Here is a 25,787-nt window from a genome sequence, read left to right on the forward strand (position 1 = left end):
TATGCAGGTTATCGACCAGATTCTGACTCTACGGGAGGCCCGTCGGCGCTGGCAAGTTGAGGGTAAGACGATTGGCTTTGTGCCGACCATGGGTAACCTCCACCATGGTCACTTAAAGCTAGTCAAAGAGGCCAAGCAGAAGTGCGACATTGTGGTGGCATCTATCTTCGTTAACCCCTTGCAGTTTGGTCCCGATGAAGATCTGGCTTCGTACCCCCGAACTCTGGAACATGATCTGGCGGCGTTGGAGTCATTGGGCGTGGATGTGGTCTTTACGCCGTCGGTGCATGACATCTACCCAAGAGGACTGGAGCAGCAGACCTTTGTAGAGGTGCCGGGCATCTCCTACATGATTTGTGGCGCGAGTCGGCCGGGTCATTTCAGGGGAATGACCACTATCGTCTGTAAGCTGTTTAATATGGTGCAGCCCAACCATGCTTTCTTTGGCGAAAAAGACTACCAGCAGCTGCAGATCGTCAAGGCCATGGTTACCGACCTGTCCATGAATCTGACCGTTCATGGCGTGCCCACAGTGCGTGAAGCGGACGGGTTGGCCATGAGCTCGCGCAATAATTACCTCACCACCGAAGAACGGGAAATGGCGCCCCGACTGTATAAGCTGCTTAGAGAAATGGCCGACCTCATCCACCTGGGCCGGCGGGACTACAGCAAAATCATCAGCGAGTATAAGCAAAAGTTGGTGGAAGCGGGCTTCAGCCCTGACTACATTGAGATACGCGCTGCCGACAGCCTGCTGCATCCCAGTCACGAAGACGAACAGTTGGTTATTCTGATCGCGGCCTTCTTAGGTAAGGCGCGACTGATCGACAATATCCGGGTGGATCTGGAAGACTAGCTTAGCTCTGTCCAGATCTTATGAGCACGGGCCAGCTGCGCCTGCTCATCCAGAATGGCGTGCAAGTCCTCGTCGGTGGTCAGTGGATTAGCGAGTACCACCCTAAACACGGTGATGGGCGTCTCAGGGTAATCCTTTGTTTCCAGCCTGGTACGGGACACAAAGGAGTTGCCTGCCTCCCGCTGCTGCTTCTGTACTGCCTTGTTGAGCATATCCAGCTTTTCATTATCCGGCGACTGGAATGCGGCGGGCCTGATACGATAGGTCAACAGACATAGGTGGGGTGAAGTGGTTAGCTCGAAGTCCGGGTGGTCTTCAATCATTACCGCGAAACGGCGAGCCTTGTCGATACTCTGGTCAATCAATAACTGATAGCCCTCACGACCAAAAATATGCAGTGAGGCATACAGCATCATAGCCATGCCATTACGGCTGCCTTCGAGGCTGGTGGCCCCCAAATCTTTGGAACCTTCTCGCAAGATATACTGGGCGTGGTGGCGCACCGCATTACTGGCCTGAGGGTCTTTAAACACCACCATGCCCGCGCCCATGGGGACGTACATTTGCTTGTGGGCATCCAACGTGACCGAGTCGGCAAGCTTGATGCCGTTGAGCAAGTGGGCATGGTTGCGTGAAAATAAGGTGGCCCCGCCCCAGGCGGCATCCACATGGAAATGGCAGTGTAATTCGGTGGCGACCTCGGCAAGCTCGGCCAGAGGGTCAACGTGGCCGGTTTCAGTCGTACCTGCAATGCCCACAATGGCCATGACCTTAATACCCTGTTCCTGGAGCTCTCTCCCCTTCTGGCGCACTGCCTCGGCATCCAGCGTTTGATCCGGGCAGGGTAAGGCGATGAGTTGCTCCCGGCCTAAGCCCAGCACATCCATGGCCTTTCGCAGTGAATAGTGGCCGCGCTGAGAGGTTAGCACCGCTAGCTTCTTGTAACCATAGTGTTGTAGCCCGGCGGCCAGCCCATCACGCTGTACCCCCCTAAACTCAGTGTCGGCCTTTAGTAGCGTATTACGGGCTACCCAAAGTGCGGAGATATTTGCAATGGTGCCGCCACTGCAAAAAGCGCCAAGCGAATGTCGGGCGCTATGCAGGTACTGAGCATAAAACTCGTCGTTTTGTTCATACACCAACTGATGCATCATGCCTAATACCTGGCGCTCCAGGGGGGTAAAAGCCTTGGAGGTTTCGATCTTGACCAGATTCTGGTTCAGTCCTACCAAAAGCTTGGCCAGCGACAGGTGAAAGTAGGGCAGTGCCGAGGTCATATGGCCGATAAAGCGGGGTGAGTAGGTGTTGACCGAGTTGGACACCAGCTTTTCTAATAGGTGTTCGGCGTGTTCAGAGACAAATTGTGGGTGCTCGGGAAGGGCGGCGTCGTCAAAGTGATGCTCAATGTCTTCCAGGGAGGTGTTGCTGGCAACCACATGGCGAGACAGAAAATCGGCCAGATTATCGGACAGATGTTGTTCGATCTGTAACAATCTGGAGTCATTGCCCTCTGGCTTGGTAAAGACTTTATATAAATGGGCCAGACTGGCTTCGGCTCTGGTCACTACGATGCCCCTTCACGCATATTCGCGAGGGACTTTACCTTATTTCACAGGTGTATAACAGGGCAAAGAGGGCGTATTTGAGGCCATCTGCTGCTATAGTGGGGCTGAGATGAACAGTGGGGGACGTCATGCCAATCCAGCCAGTTGCAGTAGAATTCGATACGCAGAGGATTGTGCCTTATTTTCAGCCGATTATGGATTTAAACACCGATAACGTTTGGAGTTATGAGTGCCTGGCCCGTCTGTTGGATGATAATGACAACCTCTTCCTGCCCAGTGACTTTCTCTCACTGGTGGAGCAACAGGATAATACCTCTGAACTGACGCGTCATGTGTTCTTGCGCAGCGCCGAGTTTTTCCGTCGTCATAGTGTGCCATTCAGTATCAACCTGGCCAAAGAGGATATTCAGCAGCCCCACCTGCTGCCTTTTCTTGAAGAAGTGCTGGCGGACTATCCGAATCCCGGACGGGTACAGCTGGAGGTAAGCGCCGATTTAGCCAGTGAGTGTTTGCCACAACTGACGGAGCTATTGGCTCAACTGCAGTCGTTGAAAGTTGGAATAATGCTGGATCATTTTGGTGTCCATGATGAGCATGAGAGCCTTTTGGAATTGCCCGTTAGTGGGGTTAAGTTCGATGGTCGATTGATTCGTCAACTGGTGATCGATGAAGGGCGGCAAGCGCGCGTCAAGAAGTTGCTGGACCAGGCCCATTGGATGGGGATGATAGCTGTGGCCGAGCATATAGAAGATGCGCTGACACTGGAAACCGTCGAGGAACTAGGCTTTCATTATGGTCAGGGTTTTTATTTCAGCCTGCCACAGGCGAATCCATCAGACAGTTAAGTTCCCAGGTGCTCTGACCGCTGCCACGGTATTTGCGCTCGAAAGGCGTGATGGCCGGTCTGGCGTGATCGCACTCACAGAGCCTGGATTCATAGCCGGCGATTGCCAGCGCCCGGGAAAATTCTTCCAAATAGAGCTTCCAGTTACTGCGCAGGGTCAGCTTGCCTCCCAGTTTCAGCAGGTCGGCGAAGGCGGCCGAGCCGTGCCAGCGGCGCTTTAGATGCATGGATTTGGGCCAGGGATTCGGGTAAAGCAGATAATGGTGGCTCAGTTGCCAACCGGCCTGATGAGCCAGGCGCCAAAAGTCATTGAGATCCGCTCTTAACACCAGATAGTTATCGGTATCCCCCTGATAGGCTTTGCTATGGCGGCCGGTGCGCAGCGCCGACTTATCCACGCCAATCACCTTAGCGTCGGGATGACTGGCGGCGATTACTGCGGTGCTCTCGCCCACACCACAGCAGGAATCCAGAATCAGCGGCCCTTGCCAGTCGCCGAGCCACTGCTGAGCCTGTTCAAAAGCCAGCTGTGTATGCTCGCTGACCGGCTTTCTGCTGGGGTGTTGTAAGTGCTTACGTACTACCTTGTCCAGGTTTTCGTGCAGTCCCGTCTGATTGGACTGCACGCTGCGGGAGTTACCGTCACTCATTAGCTGCGGATCCCCACACCACGTTGGATCAGCCGGTAGGCGGTGCCAAATACCAAAAGGTTAAATACGATAAGTACGCCGATGGAGGTCCATATTCCAACATCGGATACGCCCAGAAACCCGTAGCGAAAGCCATTGACCATGTAGACGATGGGGTTGGCCTTACTGACGATCTGCCATACCTCCGGCAGCAGGCTTAAAGAGTAAAACACCCCGCCAAGATAGGTCAGCGGGGTCAATACAAAGGTGGGGACCATGGAAATGTCGTCGAAGGTCTTGGCGAAAACCGCGTTCACCAGGCCGGCGGCAGCAAACAGGCTGGAGGTGAGAATCAGGGTCACGACCAACATCAGCGGATTATGTACCTGAAGGTCCACAAAAAGCAGCGACACCAGCGTCACCATAATGCCAACCAGTATTGCACGCGCCATGCCACCGCCAACATAGCCAAAGATGATGATCCAATTAGAAACCGGTGCCACTAGTAGCTCTTCCACATTGCGCTGGAATTTGGCACTGAAAAACGATGACGACACATTGGAATAGGAGTTGGTAATTACCGCCATCATGATAAGCCCGGGTACGATAAACTCCATATAGCTGAAGCCGTCCATGGGGCCGATGCGCTCGCCAATCAGGTTACCGAAAATAATAAAATACAGGCTCATGGTAATAGCCGGTGGCACCAGGGTTTGCACCCAGATACGCAGAAAACGGGTGCACTCTTTTATCCAGAGGGTGCGCAGGGCGGTAAAACTCAGGCTGTTCATCTAAGCGCTCTCCTGTTGTTGGTTACGGCCGTCTTCCACCAGACGCACAAAGAGCTCTTCCAGTCGGTTGGCCTTGTTTCTCATGCTGAGCACCTGAATGTTCTGCTCGGTGAGCTGACTGAAGACCTTGTTCAGGCCAGCATCTTTGGGCACATCCACTTCGATACTGTGGTCATCGAGGATTCGATATTCGAACCCCTTCAGAGTGGGCTCCGGGCTGTCCGGCTTAAGATCCATGATAAAGGTTTCCATGTTCAGCTCGGCGAGCAGGCCTTTGATGGTGGTATTTTCGATGATGCGCCCCTTATCGATAATGGCGATGTTGCGGCACAGCATCTCTGCCTCTTCCAGATAATGGGTGGTGAGTATGATGGTGATGCCCTGGGCGTTAATCTCCCGCAAGAACTGCCACATGGAACGGCGGATTTCGATATCAACGCCGGCGGTGGGCTCATCGAGGATCAGCATCTTGGGTTCGTGCATCAGTGCCCGGGCGATCATAAGGCGGCGCTTCATGCCCCCGGACAGGGAGCGGGCCGGTTGGTTACGCTTTTCCCATAGATCCAGTTGTTTCAGGTATTTTTCGGCGCGTTGCTTGGCCAGATCGCGGGGTACGCCATAATAACCGGCCTGATTGACTACGATCTGTTGCAGGGTTTCAAACTGGTTAAAGTTAAACTCCTGTGGCACCAGGCCAATGTGAGACTTAGCGGCCACCTTATGGGTATCCAGATTGTCACCGTAGATCGTCACCTCGCCGCTACTCTTGTTCACCAAACTGGCAATAATGCCAATGGTGGTCGACTTGCCCGCGCCATTGGGGCCGAGTAAGGCAAAGAAGTCGCCTTGCTTGACCTCCAGGTCGATGCCCTTGAGGGCCTCGACGCCGCCCTTATAGGTTTTGGTTAATTGCTTGATGCTGAGTGCACTCATGCCTGCTTCCGTCGCCAAAAAGTAGCCCTATGGTTGGGCCAAACGCATGGTTTTTCAAGCCTGCCTTTGCCAGAGCCAAGAATCGCGTTAGGCTAGATGGGGAATTAACACTTTATTAACAGGGTGCTTATGGCTCATTTAACCCCGCTTCCGAAAGACACCAGCCCACAATTGGCCGATGACTTTGCCATCTTCGAGCGTATCCTGGGCTTTGTCCCAAACAGCCTGTTGACCATGCAGCGTAAGCCCAACATCGTGAAGGGATTCGGTGTGCTGACAAAGGCCGTAATGGCCGAAGACGGTGAGGTGGCCCCAGGCTTTAAACGGCTTCTGGCCCATTTTGCCAGCAGGGCCGCCGGTTGCCAGTATTGTGAAGCGCACTCTCTGATCGCAGCAGGACTACATGGTATCAGCGAAGAAAAGATTGAGGCGGTGTGGGAGTATCAAACCAGTGAGCTGTATACCGAGGCAGAGCGCGCCGCTCTGAATTATGCGCTTGCCGCGGGCCAGGTACCCAACGGAGTGGATGAAGCGGTTGTGCGTCGGCTAAAGCAATACTGGAGCGATACCCAGATTGTGGAAATTCTCGCGGCGATCTGCCTGTACGGCTTCTTAAACCGCTGGAATGACTCGATGGCCACCGACCTGGAGGAGGCGCCAGCCCAGTTAGGCGATAAGGTGCTCAACCGGGGAGGCTGGACAGGCGGAAAGCACCGGTAATTTCCCAGCCTTAATGCTGAACTTACGGACTTTGGCAAATCTTATCAAACCGGCATACAGTTATGAGAACGGCGTTAAAGCTGTCTGATTGAGGTATCAGGGACGACGGTAATGACCTGAGGTACCTTCTGTGGTTAAAAAACTGATTTTGTTGACTGGTTTGCTGTGGGGGATTCAGATTTCGAATGCCGAGACATTATCCCTGGTAGCCGATAAGTGGTGTCCCTACAACTGTGCGCCCACCGAACAACACCCGGGGTTTATGATCGAGATCGCCCAGCGGGTTTTTGCAAAGCACGATATTGCAGTGAATTATTATCTGGTGCCCTGGTCCCGGGCTTTGCATGGTGTCGAACAGGGCCAGTTTGATGCGGCAGTGGGTGCCGCCAGGGTAGAGGCACCGACGCTGATTTATCCGGGCATAGAGCAGGGCTGGATGCAAAACGCCCTCTGGACTCTGCCGGAGCGCTCTTTTAATTATCTCGGTCCGCCGTCCCTGAATGATCGAGTTCTGGGTTATACCGATGGGTACAGTTACGGGCCAGCGTTGGACAGGTACATCGCCAACCCGAACGGTCAGGCTCGTTTACAGGCATTCTTTGGATCGTCACCACTGGCTGATGCCGTCAAGATGCTGCAAGCCGGACGAATTGATGTGCTGGTGGAAGATGCCAATGTATTGGGCTTTTTCCTTAAGTCCCGGCAACAGCCGCCATTGGCAAACGTCGGGAAGGTGATTTCCAACGCCGAACGTCAGCAGGTGTATATTGCTTTTTCGCCAGAACTGCCAGAGGCTGAACAATATGCCCGGTGGCTGGCCGAGGGGACTCAGACCCTGCGACGTTCTGGTGAACTGGCTGATATTTTGCGTCATTACGGCCTCAGAGACTGGCGAGAGGCGCAATCGGTCAGCGATTATTAACCCCGGGCGAGTTTTAGGCTACAATCCCGCTTTTACTTTCTTACCGGTTGAATAATCCGGTCGCCGAACGAGGAGCGAGTATGCCAAAAGTCGCGATTGTTATGGGGTCTCAGTCAGATTGGCCCACCATGCAGAACGCCGCCAAGATGTTAGAAGAACTGGGCGTTTCCTATAAGGCTCAGGTGGTCTCGGCTCATCGCACACCGGATTTGCTGGCCGATTTCGCCAAAAGCGCTGACGACAATGGTTTTAGCGTGATTATTGCCGGAGCCGGGGGCGCGGCTCATTTACCGGGCATGATCGCGGCTCACACCCACTTGCCGGTGCTCGGGGTGCCTGTGAAGTCCCGCACTATGAATGGACTGGACTCGCTTTACTCCATCGTACAGATGCCCAAGGGCGTTGCTGTAGGCACGCTGGCAATTGGCGATGCCGGTGCGGCCAATGCCGGATTGATGGCGGCACAGATCCTCGCCACTTCGGACGAAGATATCGCCGAGGCAATTAAAACTTTCCGCGCCGAACAGACCTCTAAGGTACTGGAAAACCAGGAGCTGGAGCTGCCTCAATGAGAGTGTTGATCCTCGGTTCCGGGCAACTAGCCCGGATGATGTACTTGGCTGGGTGCCCCTTGGGCATCGAGGTCAGCGCGGTGGATGTAAAAAATCATCAGGTGGTTAATCCGGTCACCAAGGCGCCTACAGGACAGACCCTGGCTCAGGCCGCCGAGGAGGCCAGTGCCATCTCGGCCGAGTTTGAGCATATTCCAGAAGACCTGCTGCAACAGATGGAAATGACTGGCAAGTTTTATCCAGGGAGTCAGGCTATTTTGGCCGGGGCCGATCGCGTCCGCGAAAAACAGCTGCTGGAGAAGCTCGGTATTGCTAACTGCGAGCATCGTATTGTCGATGATGCAGAGCAGCTGGATGAAGCAGTCGCGGCCTTGGGTGATAAGCTGATTTTAAAAGCCAGTCGCGATGGGTATGACGGCTATGGACAGTGGCGACTGACCGATAGAACTGACCTCTCCAAGTTAAAAAAACAACTGGGTTCGTTGGATTTGACCAAGGTGCCATTGGTAGTGGAGAAGATGCTCAACTTCGACCGTGAGGTGTCGCTGGTGGGCGTTCGGGGGAAAGACGGTCAACTTGCCTTTTACCCGATAGCGGAAAATCTGCATCACGATGGCCAACTGCATGTGTCGGTGGCACCCGCGCCCAACCTGACCGCAGAACTCACCGAGCAGGCACAACATGTCTTTACCAAGCTGGCCGAAGAGCTCAATTATGTGGGGGTATTGGCGGTAGAGTTTTTCCAGATTGGCGATAAGCTATTGGTTAATGAGATCGCTCCTCGGGTACACAACTCCGGCCATTGGACTATGCAAGGGGCTGAGAACTGTCAGTTTGAAAACCATGTGCGCGCAGTCTGCGGTCTGCCCATCGGCGATACCCGTAGTTTTGGTGCCAGCGCAATGGTGAACATTATCGGCTATGCCTCTTTCGAGCAGAATATGTTGTCCATCCCTGGCGTGCATCTGCATTGGTACGGCAAGGACGTTCGACCTAAGCGTAAGATGGGCCATTTTAATGTGCGTGGCGAGGACTATGTTCAGCTTGGGCAGCGTATGCTGGCCTTATCCGAACATTTGCCAGAGACTCACTTTCCCCATCTGGCAAGCGAAGCCCGGGCGTTAATCGGCTAATCCTCCTTCATTGCGTCCAGCATCTGCTCGGCCAGTCCTGAACTGGCCAGAGCAACCCCTTTATTCGGACCGTTGATAAAGTGCCGGGTGCCCATAATGGCTTCCCGGCCTTGGGTCAGCATGGCCACCAGTTGCTCCTTGTCGGCACCGTCCTGTTGCATCTGCGAAGCCTGTTGTTGTAATTGAGTCCACTCACTGAGCGACGATAACTGAGCCAGGTGCTGCATTCCGGTCGCCAGTCGTTCATCCTTATTCAGATAACTCTGCAGACGCTCCAACTGCTGAAGCGGCGCTGCTTCATCGGCTGTTACCTGCCACTGGCCCTGCCGTTGCTCAATCAACACCGAGTGTTGCTCCAGCCCAAAACGGGAAATCTGATGCTCAAGCTCGGTATTGATGCTTTGAGAGTAAAAGCCCACCATGTTCTGTAGGCGGTTCAGGCTGACGCTGGTTTCGCCGGTTTGGATCTGTTCGGCCAGGCTGGCAAGGTCATCGCTCGACAGTGATTGGGTCAGAGCGGTCAGGTCCTCGCCGATGTCCTGACTCTGCTGCTGGTTGACTCCCAAGCTTTGTAATTGCTGCTTAGCTTTGCCTGGGTCATTTAAGTAATCCAGCAGGCTGTGACTTTGGCCGTTGATGGAATGCATGGCGTCCTCCTTGTAATGCTTATTCGGTGCCAAATATTTGAATGTCACCGCAACATGGCAAGGGAAAGCAAAGAGCAGGCCAGTTTCCTTTGATTCCCTGCCTTGTAATTTCTTACCATGGCCCCATTTGCTGTATTTGAGCATCACAAACCAATATTGAGCGCACTATGGACAATATCGTTGACTTAACCATTGAAAACTTCCAGCAGGTCTTGCTGGAGCAGTCACAATCCAAGCTGGTGATCGTGGATTTCTGGGCCGACTGGTGTGAGGCCTGTAAGACTCTGATGCCGGTGATGGAAAAACTGGCCACCGAGTATGGTGACAAGGTCATATTGGCTAAGGTTAACGCCGACGAGCAACAACAAATCGCTATGCAATTTGGAGTGCGCAGCCTGCCAACAGTAATTTTGGTTAAAGATGGTCAGCCCATCGACGGCTTCGCCGGTGCACAATCGGAGGGTGAAATCCGCGCCGTGCTGGATAAGCACCTGCCCAAGGCTGAAGAAGAGAAACTGGAGCAGGCCAGGGCAGCACTGGCGGAGAAGGACAACGAGACGGCCTTTAAGCTGGCTAAGGAAGCCCATGATCTGGCACCCGAAAGAGCCGATATTAAGCTGGTATTGATCGAGGCCTATATCAATCTGGGTCATATTCCCCAGGCGAAACAGTTGTTAGAGACCATTAAACTGGCCGATCAGGACGCGGCCTACCACAGTCTGAAGGGGCGCATCGAACTGGCCGAGCAGGCCTCGGAGACGCCCGAGATCAAAGCCCTGCAAGAAAAGTTGCAGCAAAATCCCGACGACCTTGAGGTGAAAGTGCAGTTGGCGGTACAACTACAGCAGGCCAATCGTGCCGAAGAGGCGCTGGAATTTTTACTGCAGGTACTGCAAAAGGATATGAACTTTGGCGAGGCCAGGAAGCTGATGATGGATACCATCAATGCGTTACCGGATGGTGATCCTCTGGCCAGCCAGTATCGGCGTAAGATGTATAGTCTGATGTATTAAAGCTGCGTTCAGCTCGATAGCGCAAGCCCGTTAAACTCTCTGTTAACGGGCTTTGTCGTGTTTGGATGGGGCGTGCCGCAATAACGTTATGATTTTAACTTGCTGGCAAAGGTTTGCTTAAACTTAGCCAGTTTGGGACCGACCACCATGTTGCAATACATATTCTGTGGATTATTGGCAAAATAATCCTGATGGTAGTCCTCAGCCTGATAGTAATTATTCACTTCGGTGATTTCGGTCACAATAGGTGACGGCCAGATCTCCTGCTCGGTCATCTCACGGATAAAGTTTTCGGCCTGCTGCTTTTGTGCCTGGGTATGATAGAAAATGGCGCTGCGATACTGGGGGCCAACATCATTGCCCTGGCGGTTAAGCTGGGTTGGGTCGTGCAGCGCAAAAAAGATCTCCAGTATCTCGCGGAATTTTATCTGCTCTGGATCGAACTTGATTTGTACCACTTCTGCGTGACCGGTGTCTTTGCCGCAGACCTGCTCATAGCTTGGGTTGTCCACATGGCCACCGGCATAACCACAATAGGCACTCATCACTCCCTGAACTGAACTGAACGCCGACTCAATGCACCAGAAGCAGCCGCCGCCAAGGGTAATGGTTTCAGGTTGTTGACTCATGGTATGTCTCTTTAAAGGGTTCTGACTGTAATGTGGTGTCTGTTCGGTTCGGATGCAAGCAATCCGATCTTCTTGATTAGACGTAGATGTCATAACCCATGCACCAGGTGTTTATCTATGTTGTTAACCTTGTTTTACGATGGTCTCTGTCCATTGTGTCAGAAAGAAATGAGTAAGCTCAGCCAACTCGATACAGACGAAAAGCTGAGGTTTGTGGATATTCAGCAGCCCGACTTTGAGCAGCGTTACCCTCAGATAGACTATCAGGCTGCCAATGAGCGTCTGCATGCCATCACAGAGCAAGGAGAGATATTGACGGGACTCGATGTAACTTACCGAGCCTGGCAGGCGGTCGGGCATGGCTGGCTTATTGCTCCGCTGAGATGGCCAGTGGTGCGTATCGTGGCAGACTGGGCTTATGCGGTGTTCGCCCGCCACCGATATTTAATCTCGTTTGTTTTAACCGGGCAGTCTCGGTGTCGTCGTTGTAAGGTGCGCCAATGAGTTCCGCGTTAGTGATTGGCGCAAGCGGAGGCATTGGGCAGGCACTGGTAGCCAGACTGCTCAAGGCAGAATCATACGAGCGTATTTTCACAGTCAGTCGCCGGGATGTAGCGATGAGCGATGAACGAGTGATCAGCAGCATCTTCGACACCAGCGATGAAGAGCAGATAAAGGCTTACTGTGCTCAGTTGAAATCCCAGGGGGCAGAACTGACGCTGGCAGTCTGCTGTGTTGGCGTTCTTCATGACGAGTACGTTTTTCCGGAAAAGAAGCTGGAGGAGATCAAGGCTGGGGTACTCAACCATTATTTTAATGTGAATGCTATTACGCCCATGTTGTGGGTCAGTCACTTAGTGGGACTGTTTCCCTTCAAAGACAGCGCAGTGATGGCGGCTCTGAGCGCCCGGGTGGGCAGTATTGGTGACAATCGGCTGGGTGGTTGGTATGGCTATCGGGCGTCCAAAGCCGCCCTGAATATGCTGGTAAAAAGTGCCCAGATTGAATACCGTCGCCGCGCTAAAGGGACGGCGCTGCTGGCCTACCATCCGGGAACAGTGAATACCAACTTGTCTGAGCCCTTTCAGGCTGGTGTTCCCCAAGAAAAGCTCTTCACCCCCGAGTTTACGGCTCGGCAATTACTGGAGATAGCGAAAGGACTGGATGCAGAACAAGGCCCGTTTTATCTGGACTGGCAGGGCAAGCCGATCGAGTGGTAATGCCTTGCTAGTATACTTAGCGGAGCCAGTGCGGGTTTACTACAAGCTCCGAGACAGAAACCAGGACTGAAGAAATTCAATGCAATTAAGCAACTTCGGCTGCGTGAAACGGCGGTTGGGGTACAGTGCATAGAGTGTCAGGTCCGGGCGACTCACCTCGGGTAACACTTCCACTAACTTACCCTGCTCAATGCCCTCTCCGGCCACAAAACTGGGGAGAAAGCCGATCCCCAGCCCATCTTCTATTACCTGTTTCATGAACAATGTGCTGTTCACCCTGAGGGAACCACTCACACTTACACCCTGCTGCAGTGGCCAGAAATTTCCCGACTTAAAGTAGCTGTAAACAAAGCAGTTATGCGCGGTTAGGTCACTGGTACACCGGATGGGAGGGTGGTTTTCAAGGTAATCCGCTGACGCACAGACCTTGTACGTAAAACGAACCAGCGGTTTGCCCACATAATTGGAATCGAGTATCTGGCTGGACGCTCTAAACCCCAGATCGAATCCATGCTCGATCAGATCCAGACTTTCGTCCCCAAGTTGAATATCCAATTCTACGTCCGGGTACTTCTTCATATAAGCGGAGAACAGCTGGGACAGATCGGTAATGCCCAACGCCATGGGTACACTGATGCGTAATTTTCCACGCGGATTTTCCTGCATGTGCTGCACGTACGCATCTGCGTCGTCCATCTGAACCAGCAACTCGCGGCACCGCTTCAGGTAGCCCTCGCCGATAGAGGTCAGTTGCTGACCCCGGGTCGAACGGTGCAGCAGTCTCACCCCTAGCTCTTCTTCCAGTCGTCCGATCTCCTTGCTGATCAGCGACGTTGTCACATTCATTTCGTTGGCCACGCTGGTAAAGCTACCGGCATCCACCACGCGAACGAACATTCGCATTGCCCGCAATTTGTCCATATCGAGCTCATTGTTTCCAATATGTTGAAAGTGTATGAGCATTATTGTCATTTATTGATCGAAAAGAAAGAGCCAAACTTTCTCTGCAATCACGCATCACCCATTAAACGAGGTTTTAGTATGTATACCCTTTATTTCATTCCTGGCGCTTGTTCATTGGCTACGCAGGCCATTATCAACGAGCTGGGCCAGGACGTTAATCTGGTCCATAAGCTGGAAATCGACCGCTTTGAGACACTCAACCCCGCCGGGACTGTCCCCGTTCTGAAGGATGGCGACAAGGTGTTAAACGAAGGCGTGGCGATCATCCTGTATCTGCTCAACAAGCATAAGAATCGTCTGATTCCAGACAGAGGCGAGGGCCGACATCAGGCGATCGAAAACATGATGTTTGCCAATGCTACGATGCATCCCGCATACGGGAAGCTGTTTTTTGCGCAGGCGAATGTGACAGAACCGAAGGCGAGGCAACAGGTCTTCGACGCAGCAGCGGTGGCCATCAACAAACTGTGGCAGGTGGTAGAAGCGAAATTGGAGCACACACCTTACTTAGGGGGGCATGAAATATCGCCCGCCGACATTCTTCTGGCGGTGTATTCACGCTGGAGCGAGTTCTTCCCCGTGGACATCGTGCTGGGCCCACACACCCGGGAAATGATAAATGCCGTGTTGGAGCGAGAAAGCATACAACGTGCCATCCAGCGTGAGCAGGACTACAACGCACGGAGCGAGGCATAAATGGATACCGTACAGCAACAACTGGAGGTCATGGTGAACGAGTATTTCCTTGGTCTCCACACAGGAAAGGCCGACCGTCTGGCAGCGCTGTTTCATCAGGATTGTGTACTCAAGGCTCCAGGGCTTAGGCGCACACTCGATGAATGGCTGGCCGATGTCGCAACACGCCCTGTACCGGCGCACATCGGACACCCTGAGGAATACAAGATCCTCTCGGTGGAACTGGCCGGAAGCCAGGCGATGGTGAAAGTGGCATGCCCGCTCCCTCATGGCAACTTTACCGACTACCTGGGTTTTCTTGAGGAGGACGGTGTCTGGAAGATCGTCAACAAGATGTACGCGCCAGCCACGACCTAATTGAAGCCCGAGGCTAACCAATCACCAAAAAAGAGGACTCATGAATGCCTTATGTAAACATTAAAGTCACCGACGAGAACGTCACCACCGAACAGAAACGCCGGTTGATTCAGGAAACGACCCGACTGCTGGCCGATGTGTTGAACAAGAACCCTGCCACTACCCATGTGGTTATTGACGAGGTGTCGACCGACAATTGGGGCGTGGAGGGGGAAACTGTTACCGAGCTACGGAAACGATAACCGATCAAATTGGGAAGCCGAACTGACCGTGAGCCAATTTCTGGGTCTTGGAAAGTGGCATCCCATTGACTGGATCACATGGTCGGCACGTTAAACTGCGCGCTGGCCATGGTGGTTTCCAGGACACTCAAATATAAGATAACGGCGAAGCCACTAGTCAGGAGCATTGGATAAGTGCCAAGCTCGCGCCGGCTCCTGGCTGGACTGGCAGGGCAAGGCCAGAGAATGGTAAAGGTTGAATGCCATGGATTTTACGGTGTTGGTAAAAGACATTTTGTGATCGCCCTGTTAACATCGCTCTGATCAAAATAACAATAACAGGTGTGACATGACTGAACAGCGCGAGCAGTTTGGCTCCCGACTTGGTTTTATCCTGGCAGCGGCAGGCTCTGCCGTGGGCATCGGCAACATGGTGGGCTTTCCGGTGGCTGCCACCAAAAATGGAGGCGGGGCTTTCTTGTTGACCTACGCCATCTTTGTGTTTTTTGTCTGCCTGCCAGTGATGATGGCGGAGATGTCTGCCGGGCGTCGGGCTGGTAAGGATCCACTTGGGACCTACAACACTATCTCCGAAGGTGAAACCCACTGGCGATTGGCCGGAGCACTAGCCGTTATCACGCCGTTTATGATCGGCGTTTTTTATACCGTGATCACCGTGTGGCTGTTCGGTTATCTGGTTCATGTGCTCAGCGGCGATCTGGCCTCTCTGGCTGAGCCTGGTGCCTTCGGCGCCTTTATCAATAGCAACGAAATTTTCTACTACATGATCGCGGTAGCGGCCATTGTGTTTTTGATCCTACAAGGTGGGGTTAAAAACGGTATCGAGCGGGCCTCGAAAATCCTTATGCCGGGGCTGTTTTTTATGCTGGTGGGGTTAATGGTGTTCGTACTGACTCTGGATAATGCCATGGCTGGAGTGGAGTACTATCTGGTGCCAGACTTTTCCAAGCTGAATGCCTCCGTGGTCAGCGGTGCCTTGTCGCAGGCGTTTTTCTCGCTGTCGCTGGGCATGGGTATTCTGCTGACCTACGGATCTTATCTGAGTAAACGTAACTCGGTGCCCGGCTCGGCTAAGCTGGTGGCGCTGGCGGATACCTGCGTGGCGTTTGTGGCTGGTTTAATGTTGTTACCAGCGGTGTTCTCTTTTAATCCTGATGTGAATGTCAGCGAGCTGAGCGACTCATCAGTGGGCATGATCTTTACCTTCCTGCCCAAGATTTTTGTGGCCTTGCAAAGCTCCATCGGATATACCGGTGCCAGCGCGGTGGCTGCAGTATTCTTCCTGCTGGTACTCTTTGCTGCCATAACCTCTTTGGTGTCTATTATCGAAGTGCCCACGGCAGCGCTGATGGATGAGCGCAACATGAGCCGCCGCAAGGCATTGCTGACGTTAGGAGTATTGATCGGTATTCTGGCAATTTTGTCGGCTACGTCGTTTGGCATGTTGCCCTGGTTTACCGAATTTACCGAGTACGCCGGGGTGAGTAAGTCGTTTTTCGATGTGATTGTGGATGTGTTTTACGAGACGATACTGCCGCTCAACGGCCTGCTGATCTGCTTGCTAGTGACCTACCGCTGGAAAAAGCGCAACTTTAACCAGGAGTTGCATGAGGGCGATCCGGGTTACAAAGGCACCTGGCTGGAGCGTTATGTGGACTTCTCTCTGGGCACGTTTATTCCGGTTATCCTGGCTGCGGTGTTCATTAATACGGTGGCAATTAAGTACTTCGGTGTCGCGTTAATCGGCTAATCAGACACCGGAACCGGCATATCGAAAGGGCTGGGGTAGGCAAGGGTCAACCCCAGCCTTTTTTGTGTTTGCTGACTATGGATGATTTTAGCCGGTCCCTCATCTCTGGTAAAAGAGGGGAGAGCCAGCCCTGCCTGTTTGGCCGCCCAGGTATAAAATGTGTCGCGGCTAGGGTGGTCGTTGGCCGCCAGATGCAATGTGTACCCCCAATGATTAAGACGAACGATAGCGTTTATGGCGTTAATTACATCGTCGCGGTGAATCAGGTTTACCGGGCGTTGACCGTTATCGAGCTTGCGGCCTGCCAGCATTTTAACGGGGTGCCTGTCACCACCGATAAGGCCCGCCAGCCTCAACACGCTGGCCCTTGTGCCAAAATGAGAGTGTAGGTGAGCTTCCAGCTGACAATGCAACTCACCGGATGGGGTATCCGGCTCGGTGGCGCTGGCTTCGTCTACCTCGCTCTGATGCTGACCAAACACCGAACTGGTGCTGATAAACAGCAGCTTGGTTTGTGAGCTTACCTGAGCAAGCAGCGCTTCTATGTTTTGCCGAAAGGACTCGGGTTTAAGGTTTTTGCGACCCGGTGGGATATTGAGCACCACTGCATCGGCTTTGGCGACGACAGGTGGCAGGCGCTCGCCTAGGGCAAATAACTGAGGCTGAATACCCAGGGTCGCCAGTTGGTCTGCCTTGTCCTGACTGCGGGTTGTCCCTATTACATGGTGGCCTTGCCGAAGCCAGGATTCGGCCAGTGGCAGGCCCAGCCAGCCACAGCCGATGAGTGCGTAAGTATTTTTCATGTTGCTTACTTAAGACGTTTACCGCGAAGTTCAATGAGATCCAGTCCGTTTAGCTCAGGGATCTGATTTTGAATTCGGCGTTCCAGATCATCCAGAGCCCGAAAGTCACTGCACAGCTGACTGGCTCGTTGTTCTACCAAGCCGGCTTTTTGCTCCATTTGCACTTCGAGGCGCTCACCGAAGTTTTCCATTTGATGCTCGAACTCTTCAGGCGAACTTTCACCGCTGATCATCTGCTGGCCGATCTTCATCATCATCTTGCCAACCGAGCGTGACACCGCATCTTCAATAGTGTTTTCCAGCTTTTGTTCGAATTCCCGGTTTAGATATTTTTCATCGAAGTTCTTTGACTCAAAACGGATACTGCCATCTTCAGCATAAAACTGTTGGTGAACGTCGGAGCGTAGCTGACCGATTTGTTGGGTCAGATCCATGACCAGATCGTCATCGGGACCGAACAACTCGCCAAACGCCAGGGTAACGCCGTCATTCGCTAAATCGAGAGCGTCCAAAGCGATGTCCGCGACCTTGGGGGCCAACGTCAGAGACTCACTGTGATACTGATTTAATAAGGCTTGTTGGTCATCATTAAGATCAAGGGCTTGGCCATCCAGCCAGGCTTGTTGTCCATCTAATTTCAAACTTTGATTGTTGTTGAGGGAAGCGGTCAGGGTGCCTTGCTTAAGAGTGACATCCCCGTTCAGGGTAAGATCACAGTCCGAGTCGTGGGCCAATGCCGAGCTGCTCATTAGGGCGATGAAAGTCAGTGCCATTAAACGCATAGTAATTTCCTTTTGTCATTATGTTGCCCATAATGAGCAAGCTTCAGGCCAAGGTTGATTTTCTTTATTAAACAATAGGTTAATAAAGCTTCTTGTGCTTGACCAGAAAGGGGAATACCAATAGTTGGTTTATTTCACCAACTATTGGTACGGATAATCAGGAGTTTTCGCCAACAGTGACCGGTTGCTGAGCTTTCTGCATATCGGTAATGCGTTGACGTAAGCGGGCGTTTTGAGCACTGGCCTCGGCCAGTTGCTGACGTAGTTCGGTGATTTCCTGTGCCTGGTTGGAGCCGGCCTGTTGCATCTGCTCGAAACGGGACTGTAACTGTTTAAGCGTGTTTTGCTGAGCACCGACTCTGTCCTGCAGTGCAGCCAGCAATATACCATTGTCGTTGACGCTGGTTTTCAGTGAAGCAAGTTGATTAAGCTGTTGCTGTACCTGTTTTTGGCCTTTGTCTAACTGGCTGAGGCTAGCCTGCATGCCATCGTCGGCTTTTTCCAGCTTAGCCAAGCTCTGCATCAGCTTGCTATTAAGCTCTTTGATCTCCGACTGGTTGCGCCGCCATGCTGAGGCCCAGAGTTTGTCCATCTCTGTCCATAAGGTGTCGGTTTTGTCTTTTACCTGCTTAAGCTCATCACGGATGGCATAGGCGGATTGACCAAACTCTTCGTCGGTGGCGGAGATCTGCTGCTGTAACTCGTCCAGTCGCTGCTGGGTCTGCGTCAAGGCCTGTTGCTGTTGCTGGTTAATCGAATACAGCCAGCCAGAAAAGCCGAGACTGATGAGCACCAAAATTAAGCTGATGATAGCAACTTTTGAGCTGCCACCGGAAGGGGACGGTTGATCGCTGTCGAGATTGCCCGATGGCGGTGGTGAGCCGCTGGGACGGCGGCGAAATACGTCCAGATCATCCTGGTCTAAGCGTATTTGAGGTTCTTTCTTGTCGTCTTGTTGGCTCATAAGCTTAAAGTGGTTGGTTAACTCATCCTAGAGTGCCACAAAATGACAACAAATTTGAGCCCTACGGAGGAGTAATTTCATAATTGAGTTTCAGTGGCGTTATGCACCGTAAATAGGCTGGGTTTTTGATCTACCGCACTCTGATTTTAATTTTGTTTAGGGCATAATACGGCTCTGGATTTGTTGAACGTGGGTTAAGGTGAATTATGGGCAATTGGATTGACGCTATCGTCTTTGGTGTGGCGCTGGTTGCGTTTGCATTGGGTTTGGCCAGTATCATCATGGCGGGTGTAGGCCCCTCTGAGTCGGGACAGGCGGCGATGAAGAACAAAGTCGAATATGGTTTTTTCGGTGTCACCGGGCTGGTGCTTTGCGTGCTGTTTCTCTACGCACTGTAATTGACTGAATTACAATAGAGCAATACAAAAGCCGCAGTATCAGACGCTGTAATGTAAGAACGCCCCTGGTTGTTATGGGCGGCTTGACGGCCAGTCTGAGCTTTGCGGCTTTTTTTGTTGTTAAGGGGGTAGAGAATTAATGCGCCACCTTATGGTAAGTATCCACCCCGAGTAGTTTGTACAGCGGGCAAACACCCACCGACACACTGACCCAAAGTGCGGCACCAACGGCGACGAAAATCAGATTTACCGCGGTCGGAAAAATTTGCTCAACGGCCAGTGCTAACAGGACGCAAGCCACCATGGAGCGAATAGCGCTGTCTAATACACCAACATTATCTCGTTCTTTCATCGTCACTCTCCTTTTTTGGGATAGTGATAGTTTGACTCACAACAGGAAAATGACTTTGATGCTGGTCAAATTCGGCTGTGTCATAAGTTGTTCCAGATCAAGGTTGTGCGCGGGCTGAAAAGCGCTCTATAGTGTGGCCTTTAATCGGCATTGAATCGAAAAAGGTACGCCATGACAGAACACTTTGACCAGGAAATCGACCGCACGCGCCATTATTCTTTTAAATGGGAAAAATATCGCGGTCAGGATGTGTTGCCTATGTGGGTGGCGGATACCGAGTTTCGTTGCGCGGAGCCGATACTTCAGGCTCTGAGGGAGCGAGTCGACCATGGTCTTCTCGGTTATACCTTGCCGAACCAATATGAGCCCGGCAAAGAGGCCGTTATACGTTGGCTGAAGAAACAGCATGGCTGGCAGGTTGAGCCGGATTGGATTGTCTGGAACCCTGGTGTGTGCCCGGCTTTTAATGTCGCTTGTCAGGCCTATGCTGAGCCGGGTGATAAGGTTCTGGTTCAGACTCCTAACTATCCGCCCTTGTTGGCGGCGCCAGGGTTTAACCAAATGCAGCGGGTGGAAGTGAACACGGTCGAGCAAGATGGTCGGTGGATGATCGATCTAGAGCAGCTGGAAAAGGAAGCCGCCGATCCCAAGGCCAAACTGCTGATCCTGTGTAACCCAATGAACCCGGTAGGAACGGTGCTGACCGAGTCCGAGCTCAAGCAAGTCGCCAGTATTTGTGAACGCAACAATGTGGTGCTTTGCTCCGATGAAGTGCACTGCGATCTGGTTTTGGACGAGCAGGCAACACATATTCCGGCCGGTAAGCTGGATGCCCTGTCAGAGCGTTCGGTAACGCTTATGGCGGCCAGCAAGACCTTTAATATTGCCGGCCTTGGTACCTCATTTGCCATTATTCCCGATGCTAAACTGCGTGCCGCCTTTAACCGTGCCGCTCAAGGCATAGTTCCCTGGGCCAATGTGATGGGATTAATTGCCACGGAAGCGGCCTTTACGCGATGCGATCACTGGTACCAGGATGAACTGACCTATTTACGCCGCAACCGTGACTACCTGATGAAACAAATCAATCAGATCGATGGTTTGAAGCTGCTGGCCCCACAGGCCACATTCCTGGCCTGGATAGATGCCTCGGGTCTGGGAGTGGAAAACCCTCAAGGCTGGTTTGAAGATAAAGGTGTGGGCCCCTCGCCCGGTGCCGACTTCGGTGATAAGGACTTTGTGCGTATTAACTTTGGCTGTCCGCTCAGTCATTTAGAAGAAGCGATACGACGTATTAAAAGCTAGACTTCAGCTATGAGCCCGTTCGCCGATATATAGTCAAGCTTTCAATTGGAGTGCGCAATGCGTTGGTGGTTAAAACTCTTTCTCGGTCTCCTTATGACGTCCTCGGTTCAGGCCCAGGAAGACCTGAAGGCGGTGCAAATCTATAGTCAGGATGAATTAATCAGGTTGATCAACGACAACGAGCACCTGGACCGGGTAGTGATGGATGATTGTCAGTTGGTGCAGGATATTGAGGCGCGCGCCATAACCCTGAAGGTACCAGCGTATCAGTTTTTATGGGGAGATATGCTGGCTTGGGGTGTCTGTGTGGAGCGCGATCCAGAGTCCGGCATCCACTACATGGAACAGGCCGCGCAGCAGGGGTTGCCCGCCGGTCTTGAGCAGCTCGGCCGCTATCATGCCCAAGGTAAGCTGGTTCAGCAGGACAAAGAGCGAGCGGTGATCTACCTTCGCGAGGCTGCCTCGTTGGGCCACTTAGAGGCGCAGATCCAACTGGCCGAGTTATTTATCGAAGGCTATGGCAGCCCCTACGATTTTGAAGATGCCTACCATTGGCTCTATAACGCCATCACAGCGGATAAACAACAGCATGAGAAAATTGCCGAGTGTCTGGACGGCTTAGAAAAGCTAATGCACCCCAAAGCGGTAAGAAAGGCGAAGCGATCACTGGACGGTTAAATAAAAACGTCGGCCCTTGGCCGACGCTTTCGTTGTGGTCTTTGTGCAGACTAATCGGCCACAGTGACAGAAACGGGCTGATAGGCAATGTCCCGGATCTCTACCCGGCCTCGGTTCAGAAAATCTGCGTTGGTGTAGGCCTCATGGGTCATCGCGAAGTTATAGGGAGATTCACCATTACATTTTAGCCCTCGATTTATGTCCCTGACGCTCAGTCGGTTTGCTTTTAAGCTCAGGTGCAATCTCAGGCGTTTATCAGACATCACGGCTTCGCAGATTTTGACCAGTTTGGCCTCCAGCGAAGGGGAAATGTAGTCGTTGTCCGACTCCGATGCCTGGGTAATAAAAGCGGAGCTAGCAAGCGCCAAGCCAGCGGTCAGCATTAAAACGTTTTTCATAAGTGGTTTCCTCTGTGTTGGTTAGTACCGGCGAACGTTGGCCGGTTCTTATTAAGTAACTCATTAATGGGAGGAAGTTGGGCGCTAAATGTCAGTAAGTGTTTCTGATGAGCTGTTGAGAAATGCTTATTTACATCTTGGCGTTAAAACGTCATTCATCGCACCCAGAGGTAACTGGCCGATAAGATAGAAAGTGATTTTAAAACAATGATTTAGTGGCTCTATATGTGCACTTCAGAGGGCGTTATTACTTTTTGAACTTACAACGAAAGCATGTTTACCTAGAGGAATCTGGACAAATGATTAGTGGTCATTGGGCCGAGTCCGTTATACTGCCAGCTACTATTTAAAGGAAATATGCCATCTATGCATAACGATCCCTATCGTAAACGGGAACAACAAAAATACGACAACCCGGTGGCCAGCCGGGAATACTTATTACAACTGCTTAAGGATGCGGGAAAACCGCTGTCCATGTTGGAGTTGTGTGAACTAACTGGAGCCGACGACGAAGACAGTAAGATCGGCATCCAGCGCCGCCTTCGCGCAATGGAGCGGGAAGGGCAGGTACTCTTCAATCGTAATAAAAAATACGCCTTAGTGGACCGCATGGACCTGATCGCCGGACGAGTGATCGGCCATCGTGATGGTTTTGGTTTCTTGAAACGGGATGACGGCAAGCCGGATATGTTCATTCCTGCTCCTCAGATGCGCAGCTTATTGCACGGCGATAAGGTGTTGGCGCAAGAAGTCACCAGTCGCAAGAAAAGTAGTAAAACCGAAGCTCAGATAGTTCAGGTGGTCGAGACCCGCCCGGACCCTGTGGTGGGGCGGTACTTCTTCGAAAACGGCGTGGGCCTGGTGGTGCCAGACGATAGCCGCATTTGTCAGGAAGTGATTATCCCGCCAGAGCACATCCAAGGCGCGCGCCAGGGCAATATTGTGGTGGTGGAGATCACTAAGCGGCCACTGCGGCGCATGAGCGCCCAGGGCAAAATTACCGAAGTGCTGGGCGAGCATATGGCTCCCGGCATGGAGATCCAAACGGCACTGCGTAACTTCGATATTCCTCACCAATGGCCAGGTTCAGTCAATAAAGCCATAAAGGACCTGACTGAACAGGTGCCCGAAGAGGCGAAGAAAAACAGGGTGGACCTGCGAGAAATGCCGTTGGTGACCATCGACGGCGAAGACGCTCGTGACTTTGACGATGCGGTATTCTGTGAGCCGCGTGATGAGGGCGGCTGGCACTTATGGGTGGCGATTGCCGATGTCAGCTATTATGTGCACCCCGAATCTCCGCTCGACAGTGAGGCCATCAACCGTGGTAACTCGGTGTATTTCCCCGAGCAGGTTGTCCCTATGTTACCCGAGGTATTGTCCAACGGGCTTTGCTCGCTAAACCCTCAGGTTGATCGGTTGTGTATGGTCTGCGAGATGCAGATAAGCAAGCAGGGTAAACTGGAAGACTTTACCTTCTATGAAGCGGTGATGAACTCTAAGGCCCGACTGACTTACACTAAGGTGTGGGACATTATTCAGGGCGATCCTGAATTGCATCAGCGCTATGAACATTTGGTCCCTCATTTAAAAGATTTACACGGTCTGTATCGCACATTGCGCAAGGCACGCCTGCGTCGTGGTGCCATCGAATTTGAGACTCAGGAAAACAAGTTTATCTTTAACGCCGAACGCAAGATCGATCATATCGTACCGGTGGAGCGCAACGACGCCCATAAGATGATCGAAGAATGCATGATCCTGGCCAATGTGTGTGCTGCTAAATATCTCGAAAAACACGAGGCCGAAGGCCTTTACCGGGTGCATGACAAGCCCGACAGTGAACGTCTGGTGGCTTTCCTTAGCTATCTTGCCGAGGTGGGAATCCCTCACGGTATTACCGATGATCCATCACCGTCGGATTTCAGCACCATCGTGGATAAGATTGCTCACCGTCCGGATCAAGAGTTGATTCAGACCATGTTGCTGCGCTCTATGAAACAGGCGGTCTATGATCGAGAGAACATCGGTCACTTTGGTCTGGCGCTGGATGCCTATGCGCACTTCACCTCGCCGATACGTCGTTACCCGGATTTGGTGGTACACAGGGCGATTAAGGCCATTAACGACAAGAAAGCCAAGCGTAAGAGTCATACCGGCGGTAAGGCTTACTCGGTGGAAGAAACCCTGCAACTGGGCGAGCAGTGTTCGATGACAGAGCGGCGAGCCGATGATGCAACCCGGGATGTAGCCGATTGGTTGAAGTGTGAGTTTATGCAAGACCATGTCGGAGACAGCTTCGATGGCGTGATTGCCTCGGTGACCAATTTTGGTTTCTTCGTGCGCCTGAGCGATTTTCATATTGATGGGCTGGTGCATATCACCGCCTTGGATAATGACTATTACCACTATGATGAAGTGAAGCAATATTTGGTGGGTGAGGCTTCTGGGATCAAGTATCGTCTGGGGGATTCGATTCGGGTTAAGGTTGCCGGAGTGAATCTGGACGATAAGAAGATTGACTTTGTGCTGGATGCGCCAGTAGGACGCGGTAAAGGCGGCAAGAAGGTTAAAATCGGTAAGATCTCCGATAAAAAAGCCAAACGTGCCCGAAACCGTAAGAAGGACGCGGAGAAGAGGGCCAAGAAGTAATGGCGCAGGAATGGCTATACGGTATTCATGCGTTGGAGTCGGTACTGGAGCGCGAGCCGGAGCGACTCATCGAGCTTTTTGTATTAAAAGGCCGCGATGACAAACGCTTAACCAACATTGTCAATCAGGCCCGGCGCTTTGGCATTGCCTGTCAGTTCTGTCAGCGACGGGTACTGGACGATAAGGTCGGTGGCGAGCAGCATCAAGGCGTGGTCGCCAGGGCCAAACCGGGTCGTCAGTACGATGAGCATGACTTGCAGCAGATTATTCAGGATGCTGACCAGCCGTTTCTGCTGGTACTGGATGGAGTAACGGATCCTCACAACCTCGGAGCCTGTTTGCGCACCGCAGATGCGGCCGGGGTTCATGCCGTGGTGGTGCCGAAAGACAAATCTGCCAAGCTGACTGCCACGGTGCGCAAAGTGGCTTGTGGTGCCGCCGAAGTGGTGCCTTTGGTGCAGGTGACCAATCTGGCGCGCACGCTGAAAGACATTCAGCAAGCCGGCGTCTGGGTAGTAGGTACTGCCGGCGAGGCAGAGCAAGATATTTATCAGGCCAAATTAACCGGTCCAATGGCGCTGGTGATGGGGGCAGAAGGAAAAGGCATGCGTCGCTTAACTCGCGAACACTGCGATGAGCTGATTAAGCTACCTATGGCAGGCTCCGTATCCAGCCTGAATGTGTCGGTGGCAACCGGCGTGTGCCTGTTCGAGGTGGTACGGCAACGGACAGTTGGTGCCTAAGCGCTTTTGCTGAATAAAAAATCATCACGCCGGGGCGTAATTTGAGTTGCTCAAATTCGCCTCTGGCGTTATAGTGCCAAGGTATCGCTATCGAAAAGCGGCCTCATTTTTTCCTCTTTGGCACCTTTCTGGTGACCACGAATCTTTTTTTACTTCTTTTCTATGCCTGCGGGTTATTTTCTGTTATGATTTCGCGCCCTTTTTATAGGGGTAAGACTATTAAAGCAGCT

30 protein-coding genes are annotated in these 25,787 nt (G+C 52.4%); 18 read left to right on the forward strand and 12 right to left on the reverse strand.

The genetic code is table 11. The features are described from left to right. Position 1 precedes the first annotated feature (1 nt). Positions 2 to 856 carry a pantoate--beta-alanine ligase gene (gene panC / locus HMF8227_RS01805; RefSeq protein WP_109338553.1) on the forward strand — a complete coding sequence of 285 codons (855 nt, stop codon included), beginning with the start codon at positions 2 to 4 and terminating at the stop codon, positions 854 to 856. Here the strand turns inward: panC and panP are convergent. After that, a complete protein-coding gene (gene panP / locus HMF8227_RS01810) occupies positions 853 to 2,421 on the reverse strand; it encodes a pyridoxal-dependent aspartate 1-decarboxylase PanP (protein WP_109338554.1) in 1,569 nt (522 codons plus the stop codon). The genes panC and panP overlap by 4 nt on opposite strands. Before the next feature lie 128 nt (positions 2,422 to 2,549). Between panP and HMF8227_RS01815 the strand changes: the two genes are divergently transcribed. Then, positions 2,550 to 3,266 carry an EAL domain-containing protein gene (locus HMF8227_RS01815; protein ID WP_109338555.1) on the forward strand — a complete coding sequence of 239 codons (717 nt, stop codon included), beginning with the start codon at positions 2,550 to 2,552 and terminating at the stop codon, positions 3,264 to 3,266. Here the strand turns inward: HMF8227_RS01815 and trmB are convergent. The 3 genes from trmB to HMF8227_RS01830 are packed head-to-tail and all read right to left on the reverse strand — an operon-like array spanning position 3,232 to position 5,618. After that, positions 3,232 to 3,915 carry a tRNA (guanine(46)-N(7))-methyltransferase TrmB gene (gene trmB, locus HMF8227_RS01820; protein ID WP_109338556.1) on the reverse strand — a complete coding sequence of 228 codons (684 nt, stop codon included), beginning with the start codon at positions 3,913 to 3,915 and terminating at the stop codon, positions 3,232 to 3,234. The two genes, HMF8227_RS01815 and trmB, sit on opposite strands and share 35 nt — an antisense overlap. Continuing rightward, positions 3,915 to 4,685, reverse strand: coding sequence for an ABC transporter permease (locus tag HMF8227_RS01825; protein WP_109338557.1), 771 nt, complete (start codon positions 4,683 to 4,685; stop codon positions 3,915 to 3,917). Before HMF8227_RS01825 ends, trmB begins: the two co-directional genes overlap by 1 nt. Then, positions 4,686 to 5,618 carry an ABC transporter ATP-binding protein gene (locus HMF8227_RS01830; protein ID WP_109338558.1) on the reverse strand — a complete coding sequence of 311 codons (933 nt, stop codon included), beginning with the start codon at positions 5,616 to 5,618 and terminating at the stop codon, positions 4,686 to 4,688. 129 nt (positions 5,619 to 5,747) lie between these two features. Between HMF8227_RS01830 and HMF8227_RS01835 the strand changes: the two genes are divergently transcribed. The 4 genes from HMF8227_RS01835 (at position 5,748) to HMF8227_RS01850 (ending at position 8,965) form a co-directional block, all read left to right on the forward strand. Continuing rightward, positions 5,748 to 6,338 (forward strand): carboxymuconolactone decarboxylase family protein, encoded by a 591-nt coding sequence (locus HMF8227_RS01835; protein ID WP_109338559.1) that lies wholly within the window; start codon positions 5,748 to 5,750, stop codon positions 6,336 to 6,338. 130 nt (positions 6,339 to 6,468) lie between these two features. Then, positions 6,469 to 7,260 (forward strand): substrate-binding periplasmic protein, encoded by a 792-nt coding sequence (locus HMF8227_RS01840; protein ID WP_109338560.1) that lies wholly within the window; start codon positions 6,469 to 6,471, stop codon positions 7,258 to 7,260. 80 nt (positions 7,261 to 7,340) lie between these two features. Then, the gene (gene purE, locus HMF8227_RS01845; RefSeq protein WP_109338561.1) at positions 7,341 to 7,832 is read left to right on the forward strand and encodes a 5-(carboxyamino)imidazole ribonucleotide mutase; all 492 of its coding nucleotides are present in this window, start codon (positions 7,341 to 7,343) and stop codon (positions 7,830 to 7,832) included. Beyond that, entirely contained in the window at positions 7,829 to 8,965 is a 1,137-nt protein-coding gene (locus HMF8227_RS01850; protein WP_109338562.1) for a 5-(carboxyamino)imidazole ribonucleotide synthase, read from the forward strand. Before purE ends, HMF8227_RS01850 begins: the two co-directional genes overlap by 4 nt. Here HMF8227_RS01850 and HMF8227_RS01855 read toward each other — a convergent pair. Further along, positions 8,962 to 9,612 carry a hypothetical protein gene (locus tag HMF8227_RS01855; protein WP_109338563.1) on the reverse strand — a complete coding sequence of 217 codons (651 nt, stop codon included), beginning with the start codon at positions 9,610 to 9,612 and terminating at the stop codon, positions 8,962 to 8,964. The genes HMF8227_RS01850 and HMF8227_RS01855 overlap by 4 nt on opposite strands. 167 nt (positions 9,613 to 9,779) lie before the next feature. Between HMF8227_RS01855 and trxA the strand changes: the two genes are divergently transcribed. Further along, complete coding sequence (trxA, locus tag HMF8227_RS01860) at positions 9,780 to 10,625, forward strand: thioredoxin (protein ID WP_109338564.1); 846 nt, start codon at positions 9,780 to 9,782, stop codon at positions 10,623 to 10,625. Positions 10,626 to 10,711: 86 nt separating this feature from the next. Here trxA and msrA read toward each other — a convergent pair whose 3' ends face one another. Then, on the reverse strand, positions 10,712 to 11,254 hold the full coding sequence (gene msrA / locus HMF8227_RS01865; RefSeq protein ID WP_109338565.1) for a peptide-methionine (S)-S-oxide reductase MsrA: 543 nt from the start codon (positions 11,252 to 11,254) through the stop codon (positions 10,712 to 10,714). A gap of 117 nt (positions 11,255 to 11,371) precedes the next feature. Here msrA and HMF8227_RS01870 point away from each other — a divergent pair, with 117 nt between their 5' ends. Both HMF8227_RS01870 and HMF8227_RS01875 read left to right on the forward strand, forming a co-directional pair. Then, complete coding sequence (locus tag HMF8227_RS01870) at positions 11,372 to 11,758, forward strand: thiol-disulfide oxidoreductase DCC family protein (protein WP_109338566.1); 387 nt, start codon at positions 11,372 to 11,374, stop codon at positions 11,756 to 11,758. Further along, entirely contained in the window at positions 11,755 to 12,474 is a 720-nt protein-coding gene (locus HMF8227_RS01875) for an SDR family NAD(P)-dependent oxidoreductase (protein ID WP_109338567.1), read from the forward strand. The genes HMF8227_RS01870 and HMF8227_RS01875 overlap by 4 nt, the downstream gene beginning before the upstream one ends. Positions 12,475 to 12,513: 39 nt before the next feature. Here the strand turns inward: HMF8227_RS01875 and HMF8227_RS01880 are convergent, their stop codons facing one another. Then, the gene (locus HMF8227_RS01880) at positions 12,514 to 13,395 is read right to left on the reverse strand and encodes a LysR family transcriptional regulator (RefSeq protein ID WP_109338568.1); all 882 of its coding nucleotides are present in this window, start codon (positions 13,393 to 13,395) and stop codon (positions 12,514 to 12,516) included. Between the two features lie 21 nt (positions 13,396 to 13,416). On the opposite strand from HMF8227_RS01880, the gene HMF8227_RS01885 reads away from it, so the two are divergent. The 4 genes from HMF8227_RS01885 (at position 13,417) to HMF8227_RS01900 (ending at position 16,482) form a co-directional block, all read left to right on the forward strand. Beyond that, on the forward strand, positions 13,417 to 14,133 hold the full coding sequence (locus HMF8227_RS01885; RefSeq protein WP_239421174.1) for a glutathione S-transferase family protein: 717 nt from the start codon (positions 13,417 to 13,419) through the stop codon (positions 14,131 to 14,133). Further along, complete coding sequence (locus HMF8227_RS01890; protein WP_109338570.1) at positions 14,134 to 14,490, forward strand: nuclear transport factor 2 family protein; 357 nt, start codon at positions 14,134 to 14,136, stop codon at positions 14,488 to 14,490. It abuts the gene before it with no gap. Between the two features lie 44 nt (positions 14,491 to 14,534). Further along, positions 14,535 to 14,732, forward strand: coding sequence for a tautomerase family protein (locus HMF8227_RS01895; RefSeq protein ID WP_109338571.1), 198 nt, complete (start codon positions 14,535 to 14,537; stop codon positions 14,730 to 14,732). Between the two features lie 328 nt (positions 14,733 to 15,060). Then, positions 15,061 to 16,482 (forward strand): sodium-dependent transporter, encoded by a 1,422-nt coding sequence (locus HMF8227_RS01900; RefSeq protein ID WP_109338572.1) that lies wholly within the window; start codon positions 15,061 to 15,063, stop codon positions 16,480 to 16,482. Here HMF8227_RS01900 and HMF8227_RS01905 read toward each other — a convergent pair. The 3 genes from HMF8227_RS01905 to HMF8227_RS01915 form a co-directional block, all read right to left on the reverse strand. After that, positions 16,479 to 17,285, reverse strand: a complete 807-nt coding sequence (locus HMF8227_RS01905) for an SDR family oxidoreductase (RefSeq protein WP_109338573.1) — start codon at positions 17,283 to 17,285, stop codon at positions 16,479 to 16,481. The genes HMF8227_RS01900 and HMF8227_RS01905 overlap by 4 nt on opposite strands. A gap of 5 nt (positions 17,286 to 17,290) precedes the next feature. Continuing rightward, complete coding sequence (locus HMF8227_RS01910) at positions 17,291 to 18,067, reverse strand: DUF2884 family protein (protein WP_109338574.1); 777 nt, start codon at positions 18,065 to 18,067, stop codon at positions 17,291 to 17,293. 157 nt (positions 18,068 to 18,224) lie between these two features. Then, positions 18,225 to 19,031, reverse strand: coding sequence for a hypothetical protein (locus tag HMF8227_RS01915; protein ID WP_109338575.1), 807 nt, complete (start codon positions 19,029 to 19,031; stop codon positions 18,225 to 18,227). A 206-nt stretch (positions 19,032 to 19,237) separates the two neighbouring features. On the opposite strand from HMF8227_RS01915, the gene HMF8227_RS01920 reads away from it, so the two are divergent. Then, complete coding sequence (locus HMF8227_RS01920) at positions 19,238 to 19,429, forward strand: hypothetical protein (RefSeq protein WP_109338576.1); 192 nt, start codon at positions 19,238 to 19,240, stop codon at positions 19,427 to 19,429. Positions 19,430 to 19,565: 136 nt separating this feature from the next. On the opposite strand, the gene HMF8227_RS01925 is transcribed toward HMF8227_RS01920, so the two are convergent. Beyond that, entirely contained in the window at positions 19,566 to 19,781 is a 216-nt protein-coding gene (locus HMF8227_RS01925; RefSeq protein ID WP_109338577.1) for a YgaP family membrane protein, read from the reverse strand. A 171-nt stretch (positions 19,782 to 19,952) separates the two neighbouring features. On the opposite strand from HMF8227_RS01925, the gene HMF8227_RS01930 reads away from it, so the two are divergent. Both HMF8227_RS01930 and HMF8227_RS01935 read left to right on the forward strand, forming a co-directional pair. Then, complete coding sequence (locus tag HMF8227_RS01930) at positions 19,953 to 21,086, forward strand: MalY/PatB family protein (RefSeq protein WP_109338578.1); 1,134 nt, start codon at positions 19,953 to 19,955, stop codon at positions 21,084 to 21,086. Between the two features lie 57 nt (positions 21,087 to 21,143). Beyond that, positions 21,144 to 21,764: a tetratricopeptide repeat protein gene (locus HMF8227_RS01935; protein ID WP_109338579.1), complete on the forward strand. Its 621-nt coding sequence runs from the start codon at positions 21,144 to 21,146 to the stop codon at positions 21,762 to 21,764. A 50-nt stretch (positions 21,765 to 21,814) separates the two neighbouring features. Here HMF8227_RS01935 and HMF8227_RS01940 read toward each other — a convergent pair whose 3' ends face one another. Further along, complete coding sequence (locus HMF8227_RS01940) at positions 21,815 to 22,162, reverse strand: DUF3718 domain-containing protein (RefSeq protein ID WP_109338580.1); 348 nt, start codon at positions 22,160 to 22,162, stop codon at positions 21,815 to 21,817. 366 nt (positions 22,163 to 22,528) lie between these two features. Between HMF8227_RS01940 and rnr the strand changes: the two genes are divergently transcribed. Both rnr and rlmB read left to right on the forward strand, forming a co-directional pair. After that, positions 22,529 to 24,814 (forward strand): ribonuclease R, encoded by a 2,286-nt coding sequence (gene rnr, locus HMF8227_RS01945; RefSeq protein WP_109338581.1) that lies wholly within the window; start codon positions 22,529 to 22,531, stop codon positions 24,812 to 24,814. Then, on the forward strand, positions 24,814 to 25,557 hold the full coding sequence (gene rlmB, locus HMF8227_RS01950; protein ID WP_109338582.1) for a 23S rRNA (guanosine(2251)-2'-O)-methyltransferase RlmB: 744 nt from the start codon (positions 24,814 to 24,816) through the stop codon (positions 25,555 to 25,557). The genes rnr and rlmB overlap by 1 nt, the downstream gene beginning before the upstream one ends. Positions 25,558 to 25,787: the final 230 nt, after the last annotated feature.

Source organism: Saliniradius amylolyticus (assembly GCF_003143555.1).
In the GTDB taxonomy this organism is placed as follows: Bacteria; Pseudomonadota; Gammaproteobacteria; order Enterobacterales; family Alteromonadaceae; genus Saliniradius; species Saliniradius amylolyticus.

Excerpts from the sequence above, each read along its gene's own strand:
- HMF8227_RS01870 (WP_109338566.1), top strand. The coding sequence starts at position 11,372 with ATGTTGTTAACCTTGTTTTACGATGGTCTCTGTCCATTGTGTCAGAAA.
- HMF8227_RS01880 (WP_109338568.1), bottom strand. The coding sequence starts at position 13,395 with ATGGACAAATTGCGGGCAATGCGAATGTTCGTTCGCGTGGTGGATGCC.
- HMF8227_RS01895 (WP_109338571.1), top strand. The coding sequence starts at position 14,535 with ATGCCTTATGTAAACATTAAAGTCACCGACGAGAACGTCACCACCGAA.
- HMF8227_RS01940 (WP_109338580.1), bottom strand. The coding sequence starts at position 22,162 with ATGAAAAACGTTTTAATGCTGACCGCTGGCTTGGCGCTTGCTAGCTCC.
- HMF8227_RS01850 (WP_109338562.1), top strand. The coding sequence starts at position 7,829 with ATGAGAGTGTTGATCCTCGGTTCCGGGCAACTAGCCCGGATGATGTAC.
- HMF8227_RS01855 (WP_109338563.1), bottom strand. The coding sequence starts at position 9,612 with ATGCATTCCATCAACGGCCAAAGTCACAGCCTGCTGGATTACTTAAAT.
- trxA (WP_109338564.1), top strand. The coding sequence starts at position 9,780 with ATGGACAATATCGTTGACTTAACCATTGAAAACTTCCAGCAGGTCTTG.
- HMF8227_RS01935 (WP_109338579.1), top strand. The coding sequence starts at position 21,144 with ATGCGTTGGTGGTTAAAACTCTTTCTCGGTCTCCTTATGACGTCCTCG.
- HMF8227_RS01910 (WP_109338574.1), bottom strand. The coding sequence starts at position 18,067 with ATGCGTTTAATGGCACTGACTTTCATCGCCCTAATGAGCAGCTCGGCA.
- HMF8227_RS01825 (WP_109338557.1), bottom strand. The coding sequence starts at position 4,685 with ATGAACAGCCTGAGTTTTACCGCCCTGCGCACCCTCTGGATAAAAGAG.
- HMF8227_RS01915 (WP_109338575.1), bottom strand. The coding sequence starts at position 19,031 with ATGAGCCAACAAGACGACAAGAAAGAACCTCAAATACGCTTAGACCAG.
- HMF8227_RS01920 (WP_109338576.1), top strand. The coding sequence starts at position 19,238 with ATGGGCAATTGGATTGACGCTATCGTCTTTGGTGTGGCGCTGGTTGCG.
- HMF8227_RS01890 (WP_109338570.1), top strand. The coding sequence starts at position 14,134 with ATGGATACCGTACAGCAACAACTGGAGGTCATGGTGAACGAGTATTTC.
- HMF8227_RS01930 (WP_109338578.1), top strand. The coding sequence starts at position 19,953 with ATGACAGAACACTTTGACCAGGAAATCGACCGCACGCGCCATTATTCT.
- msrA (WP_109338565.1), bottom strand. The coding sequence starts at position 11,254 with ATGAGTCAACAACCTGAAACCATTACCCTTGGCGGCGGCTGCTTCTGG.
- HMF8227_RS01885 (WP_239421174.1), top strand. The coding sequence starts at position 13,417 with ATGTTGAAAGTGTATGAGCATTATTGTCATTTATTGATCGAAAAGAAA.
- HMF8227_RS01835 (WP_109338559.1), top strand. The coding sequence starts at position 5,748 with ATGGCTCATTTAACCCCGCTTCCGAAAGACACCAGCCCACAATTGGCC.
- rlmB (WP_109338582.1), top strand. The coding sequence starts at position 24,814 with ATGGCGCAGGAATGGCTATACGGTATTCATGCGTTGGAGTCGGTACTG.
- HMF8227_RS01875 (WP_109338567.1), top strand. The coding sequence starts at position 11,755 with ATGAGTTCCGCGTTAGTGATTGGCGCAAGCGGAGGCATTGGGCAGGCA.
- trmB (WP_109338556.1), bottom strand. The coding sequence starts at position 3,915 with ATGAGTGACGGTAACTCCCGCAGCGTGCAGTCCAATCAGACGGGACTG.
- HMF8227_RS01905 (WP_109338573.1), bottom strand. The coding sequence starts at position 17,285 with ATGAAAAATACTTACGCACTCATCGGCTGTGGCTGGCTGGGCCTGCCA.
- rnr (WP_109338581.1), top strand. The coding sequence starts at position 22,529 with ATGCATAACGATCCCTATCGTAAACGGGAACAACAAAAATACGACAAC.
- HMF8227_RS01830 (WP_109338558.1), bottom strand. The coding sequence starts at position 5,618 with ATGAGTGCACTCAGCATCAAGCAATTAACCAAAACCTATAAGGGCGGC.
- panC (WP_109338553.1), top strand. The coding sequence starts at position 2 with ATGCAGGTTATCGACCAGATTCTGACTCTACGGGAGGCCCGTCGGCGC.
- HMF8227_RS01815 (WP_109338555.1), top strand. The coding sequence starts at position 2,550 with ATGCCAATCCAGCCAGTTGCAGTAGAATTCGATACGCAGAGGATTGTG.
- purE (WP_109338561.1), top strand. The coding sequence starts at position 7,341 with ATGCCAAAAGTCGCGATTGTTATGGGGTCTCAGTCAGATTGGCCCACC.
- HMF8227_RS01925 (WP_109338577.1), bottom strand. The coding sequence starts at position 19,781 with ATGAAAGAACGAGATAATGTTGGTGTATTAGACAGCGCTATTCGCTCC.
- HMF8227_RS01900 (WP_109338572.1), top strand. The coding sequence starts at position 15,061 with ATGACTGAACAGCGCGAGCAGTTTGGCTCCCGACTTGGTTTTATCCTG.